Origin of the sequence: Mesorhizobium sp. M7A.F.Ca.MR.362.00.0.0, from assembly GCF_004023175.1 — a bacterium.
Classification (GTDB): Bacteria; Pseudomonadota; Alphaproteobacteria; order Rhizobiales; family Rhizobiaceae; genus Mesorhizobium.
In genome coordinates this window covers 1-5649 of record NZ_RZTF01000403.1, presented here as the reverse complement: position 1 = coordinate 5649, position 5649 = coordinate 1, and the positions used below count along the sequence as shown (strand labels likewise).

Sequence of the window (5649 nt, the reverse complement as noted above, 5' to 3'; positions counted from 1 at the left end):
GTTGCTGCACCGAATGGGTGGCATCGAAGATCACCGGCGCGCCGATCTCGGCCATGATGGGAAGAGCGCGCATGTCGGAGACCAGCGTGTTGTAGCCGAAGGAGGCGCCGCGCTCGGTGGTCAGCACATTGGCATTGCCGGATCCGGTGATCTTGGCGACCACGTTCTTCATGTCCCAGGGGGCGAGGAACTGCCCCTTCTTCACATTGATAACCTTGCCGGTCCTTGCGGCGGCGACCAGCATGTCGGTCTGGCGCGACAGGAAAGCCGGAATCTGCAGGACATCGACATGCGGCGCGACGATCGCGCACTGCTCCTCGGTGTGGACATCGGTCAGCACGGGGAGCGAAAGTTCCTTGCGCAGTTCGTCGAAGACGGGAAGGGCTGCGTCCATACCGGCACCGCGCGTCGCCGATAGCGAGGTGCGGTTGGCCTTGTCGTAGCTGGTCTTGTAGACGAGGCCTATGCCGAGCCTGCCGGTCAGTTCCTTCAGTGCGCCGGCCATGTCGAAGGCATGCTGGCGCGATTCAAACTGGCACGGGCCGGCGATCAGGGACAAAGCCGCCCTGTTGTCGAAGACGACATTGCCGACGGCTACAGACGAATTGGCCGCCATCGAATTGGACGCTTGCGGCTTGCTCATGGGATCTCCCGGAAGATAAAGGCCGCGCCCTGTCCGGGTGCACGCCGCACGACGATATCATTGCCCGCTATATCGTGTTGGACGGAATTGGCTGCAAGCAGCCTCGATGTCACATCGGCGTTCCGAACCGAAAAGACCACCGCTGCGAAGCGTAGATCTGTCGGCGCGCCGGCCGGCAGGCCGAAGCGCGCGGTGAAAGCCGCGCGGTCAAGCACGCTCAAATCCGCATTCGGCAAGGGAAAAATGCCGCCCTGCCCGTCGGCGGCCGGATCACCCACCGCCACGGAAATCAGCCCATGCTGCTTTCCGGGCGCATCGCTGACCGCCAAGATCTCGACAATTCCGGTCGCGCCGTTGGCGTGGGCCTGCAAAGCCGTGCGATCCACATCAGGCGCGTTGACCCGCTCGCAGGCAAACAGAAAGGCGTCCGTGGCCTCGGCTCCGGCCGCGAAGGCGAGCTTGAACGACGCGATGTCGCTTTTGCCGGCAGGGTCGGTGAAGGCGCGCGAAAAACCCAGCATGTCTCCCGCCGAGATGCCGGCATCGACATAGCGTGCATGGTCGGCATCGGCATTGCCCGTGCCCAGAACAATGGCGGAAAATCCCTCGTCGCCGTTGCTGTCGCGATAGGCGCGATCACGCGCGACGAAGACATTGCCGTCTGCGATAGCCTTTGCCGCCACCTGCTCGTCGCCGACCGCCAAAGGTTCGAGATAGGTGCCGTCGGCCAGGAAAACACAGCAGTTTTCCGTTCCGAACGGATGGATTCCGGTCGGGGCAACGACGAAGCCAAGCGCGGTGAGCCGGGCTCGCGCCACATCGAGGCTGTGCGTCGGCAGCACCAGATGATCGAGCGGATGGGTGCCTGCGGCTGCGGTTTTGGTCATGCAGGCGCGATGTGCATCATTCCGCAAAGCCGTTCAAGACTTGATCGCAATACCCGGCCAGTTCGCCCGTCAATTCACCGGACGTCGAAAGGCGCCCCTGGAGCAAGGTTCGATCAGCTCCCCGCGACGACATCGGCGGAATAGCGCAGTTCACGCATCGGTTTGACCTTGCTGGTGGTCTGCGCGTAGAGCGGGTGCGCCTTGTAGGCGGCCAGCGCGGCGTCATCGACGAACTCCGCATAGACGACCACGTCGACCTCATCCGACAGCGGATCCACCTTGGTGTTGAGCGTGACCTCGAACAGGCTGGAATGAGGAATGTCGCCGAGCGCCAGCAAGCCGGTGCGCACAGCCTCGACATCCTCTTTTCGCCGCGCGCTGAAGAAAACGATATGCCGGATCAACCCCGCCTCCTCGATCAAAGTGCCGGGGTCTTTTGTGACGGCAGGACGTTGGCGTCAATCGACAAGGATGTCGCGGCTGCTGCCACTGGAGTTAAGCTTTGCTGGTAACATATCGCACAACATGACTAAGCTCTCTCACAGCGGTGTCGAGATAGCGGCCCTGATTGTACATGCCATCCCAGATCAGGAAAAACGCGATGGCGGCAATGACGATTACATAACGCATGGCTAAATCTATCGCACACGGAATTCTGCGGCCATAGGCGTTTTTTTGACGCGCTGCGCCTTGGCTGTGCACAGGCATAGATGCCCGCCGGCGCGAGCAATCTGCTTGGCACAGCCCCGCTTGCAGCCTGCCCCTTGAAGTTTCCCCGCATGACGTGGAAGATTGTCGCACGGATTCACCGGGAAGCGCTGAAGCTCTGGTAGGGGGCGCGCACTTCATTCGAGCCCGCTCGCCGACGAACCGGCTGCGGCGGCGTTCGAAGCTGGCGAATGATCCAAGAGAACCGTGGTCCGGCAATTTGCGCCGGCACCGCGGAAATCCAGGGGCATGAGATGGCGCAAAAGGAACATTTTAGCGTAGCATTGAGCGACGCGGTCAGGCTCGATGAATTCAACTTCGCCGAGATCGTCAAAGGCCTTCCAGCGAAAGCGCGCATGGTGCTGTCGGCGGCAATGAACCTGCCTCGCGGTTCGCTCAGGGTGAGGCTGCCGGACGGCCGCGCCGTGCTCGTCGGCGGCAAGGGACCTGGCCCGGATGCCGAACTGGTGCTGAAGAATTGGCGCTTGCCCGGCCGCGCCTTTTCCGGCGGCACGATCGGCGTTGCCGAATCCTATATGGACGGCGATTGGGAAAGCCCTGATGTGACCAGCTTCCTGGAGCTGTTCGTGGTCAATTCGGTCATTGGCGAGCGTATCGCGGGCGGCACCAGCTGGCTGATCAACACCGTCCAGCGCATACGCCACTGGTTCAACCAGAACACGCGCACCGGTTCGAAACGCAATATCTCGGCGCATTACGACCTCGGCAACGCCTTCTACAAGGAATGGCTCGATCCGAGCATGACCTATTCTTCGGCGCTCTACACGACCGGTGCCAACGACCTGGAAGGCGCCCAGGCCGCCAAATATCGCGCTCTGGCGAAGGATACAGGGATCGGTCCGAAGGACCATGTGCTGGAAATCGGTTGCGGTTGGGGTGGCTTCGCCGAATTCGCGGCGCGCGAGATCGGCTGCCGCGTCACCGGGCTGACGATCAGCCGCGAGCAGCACGATTTTGCCACGGCTCGCATCGCCAGGGCTGGCCTTGCCGACAAGGTCGACATCAAGCTGCAGGATTATCGCGACGAAACCGGCACCTATGACCGCATCGCCTCGATCGAGATGTTCGAGGCGGTCGGCGAGAAATACTGGCCGGTGTTTTTCGGCAAGATGAAGGCCTGTCTAAGGCCTGGCGGCACCGCCGGCCTGCAGATCATCACCATCAACGAAGCCGCCTACGACACCTATCGCGCAAGGCCGGATTTCATCCAGCGCTACGTCTTCCCGGGCGGCATGCTGCCGACGCCGTCGATTCTGAAGGCGCTCGGCAAGGATCATGGCCTTGCCCATCTGCGCGAGCGCGTGTTTCCGGACGACTACGCGCGCACGCTTGCCGAGTGGCGCCACCGGTTCTGGGCGTCATGGGAAAAGATCGTCCCGCTCGGCTTCGACGACCGGTTCAAGAAGCTCTGGGAGTTCTACCTGCACTATTGCGAGGCTGGCTTCCGCGCCAGCTACATCGACGTGCGCCAGGTGGTCTACAAGGCGTAAGCCGACACGCTCTTGAACAGGCTATGTCGAGCATGATCGCGACATAGCCGCGTCGTCGCCGTCAAAAAGTCCGATCGCGAAGCAGAATGCCGCGCAGGACGGACGAATCGGAAATCACCTGATGCGCAGACGGACGATCTTCTTCGGCGTCATTGTTGTCGCTGCGGTGGGAATCTGGCTCAACAACACCTCCCTGTTGTCAAGCCGCCCCGCCGGCAGTCCGGAGATGCTTGCCCATCGCGGCCTTGCCCAGGACTACGCACGTGAAGGCATGACGGGTGAGACTTGCACGGCCAGTCGCATGTTGCCGCCGCGCCATGGCTACCTCGAAAACACAATTCCCTCGATGGAGGCCGCCTTCGCGCTGGGCGCTGACGCGCTCGAACTGGATGTTCACCCGACGACGGACGGCAAGTTCGCCGTCTTCCATGACTGGACGCTGGATTGCCGCACGGAAGGCAAGGGAGAAACGCGCAGCCATTCCATGGCCGAGTTGAAGACCCTCGATGTCGGCTATGGCTATACGGCGGATGGTGGCAAGACCTTTCCATTCCGCGGCAAGGGTATCGGCATGATGCCATCCCTGGATGAGGTTCTGACGCACTTCCCGGCCCGCCGCTTCAACATCAACGTCAAGAGCAACGATCCGGGCGAAGGCGAAAAGCTGGCCGCATGGCTTGCCACGCTGGCACCAGCCGAGCGCGGTTATCTGTCGGTCTATGGTGGCGACAAGCCGATCGCCGCCGTCAAGGCAGCACTGCCGGACATGCATACGCTAAGCCGCGCATCGCTGACGCAATGCATCCTGCGCTATGCCGCAATTGGCTGGACCGGCTACGTTCCGGATGCCTGCCGCAAAGGCACCTTGCTCATCCCCGTCAACATCGCGAAATGGATGTGGGGTTGGCCGAACCGGTTTCTCGATCGCATGCAAGGAGTCGATACAAGAGTCTATCTGCTCGGCCCTTATTCCGGCGGCGACTTTTCGCAAGGGCTCGACGATCCCGAACTGATCAAGCAACTGCCGGACGGCTATTCCGGCGGCATTTCCACGGATGCGCTGGATCTCGTCATGCCTGACATCAAGGAACGTTTCGGGTCGGATCAATCCACGCCGTAAGGGGCTTGGATCGAGCCGCCCCGCAGCCCACCCTTCAAAGCAGGATGCGGTATTTCGCGAAGCCTGCCTCGCCATCGCCCGCCGGCTCGATCTTCAGCGATTTCACCTGCGCGATGAAATCCTTGGCCTTGGCACCGGTTTCGAACACGGCGCTGGTTCCAGGCAGCGGCGCGAACGACCAGTTGTCGTCCGCCGACGGGTTGATTGTACCTTCGCTGACGATGTAGCGGACGATGCCATCGCGATTGGTGTCCGGCGCCTCGTAGATGATCTTCGAGGCATTGATGTCGGGGAAATTGCCGCCGCCGCCAGCCCGGTAATTGTTGGTCGCGATGACGAATTTCTGTTTAGGATCAATTGGTTTTCCATCGAAACTCAGGTCGACGATGCGATTGGCGCCAGCGTTGGCCAGCCCGCCCTTGGTATCGTATTTCGACGGCTGCGACAGATCGATCTTGTAGGTGACGCCGTCGATGACGTCGAAATTGTAGGACGGAAAATCAGTGTTGATGAGGGCCTGGTCGGCCTTATCAGGCTCGATCCGGTTGAAGATGCCGGCCGACATTTCCAGCCATTCCTTGACCTGCGCACCGGTGATTTCGACCGCACGCACGGTGTTGGGATAGAGGTAGAGGTCGGCAACATTCTTGATGGCGATATCGCCTGCCGGCACGTCGGTATAGTAGTCGGCGCCGTTGCGCCCGCCGGCCTTGAACGGCGCGGCCGCCGACAGCAGCGGCACATCCTTCCATTGCGTGTTCTTGAGGATATCCCTGAGGT

At 61.4% G+C, this 5649-nt stretch carries 7 protein-coding genes; 2 read left to right on the top strand and 5 right to left on the bottom strand.

Annotated features, from left to right (window positions below):
• From kdsA to EOC06_RS31360, 4 genes are all read right to left on the bottom strand, one after another.
• Nucleotides 1-643: 3-deoxy-8-phosphooctulonate synthase (kdsA, locus tag EOC06_RS31375; protein WP_128309610.1), on the bottom strand; the 643-nt coding region annotated here is incomplete at its 3' end.
• Nucleotides 640-1530, bottom strand: a complete 891-nt coding sequence (locus tag EOC06_RS31370; protein ID WP_128309609.1) for a VOC family protein — start codon at nt 1528-1530, stop codon at nt 640-642. The genes EOC06_RS31370 and kdsA, both read right to left, overlap by 4 nt.
• A 113-nt stretch (nt 1531-1643) precedes the next feature.
• On the bottom strand, nt 1644-1934 hold the full coding sequence (locus EOC06_RS31365; protein WP_127323248.1) for a Dabb family protein: 291 nt from the start codon (nt 1932-1934) through the stop codon (nt 1644-1646).
• A gap of 91 nt (nt 1935-2025) precedes the next feature.
• On the bottom strand, nt 2026-2238 hold the full coding sequence (locus tag EOC06_RS31360; protein ID WP_128309608.1) for a hypothetical protein: 213 nt from the start codon (nt 2236-2238) through the stop codon (nt 2026-2028).
• Between the two features lie 254 nt (nt 2239-2492).
• Here EOC06_RS31360 and EOC06_RS31355 point away from each other — a divergent pair, with 254 nt between their 5' ends.
• Both EOC06_RS31355 and EOC06_RS31350 read left to right on the top strand, forming a co-directional pair.
• Nucleotides 2493-3749 (top strand): cyclopropane-fatty-acyl-phospholipid synthase family protein, encoded by a 1257-nt coding sequence (locus EOC06_RS31355; protein WP_128309611.1) that lies wholly within the window; start codon nt 2493-2495, stop codon nt 3747-3749.
• Between the two features lie 121 nt (nt 3750-3870).
• The gene (locus tag EOC06_RS31350) at nt 3871-4869 is read left to right on the top strand and encodes a glycerophosphodiester phosphodiesterase family protein (protein ID WP_128309607.1); all 999 of its coding nucleotides are present in this window, start codon (nt 3871-3873) and stop codon (nt 4867-4869) included.
• A gap of 34 nt (nt 4870-4903) precedes the next feature.
• Here the strand turns inward: EOC06_RS31350 and EOC06_RS31345 are convergent.
• The coding region (locus EOC06_RS31345) for a 5'-nucleotidase C-terminal domain-containing protein (RefSeq protein ID WP_206631293.1) at nt 4904-5649 on the bottom strand (746 nt) is incomplete at its 5' end.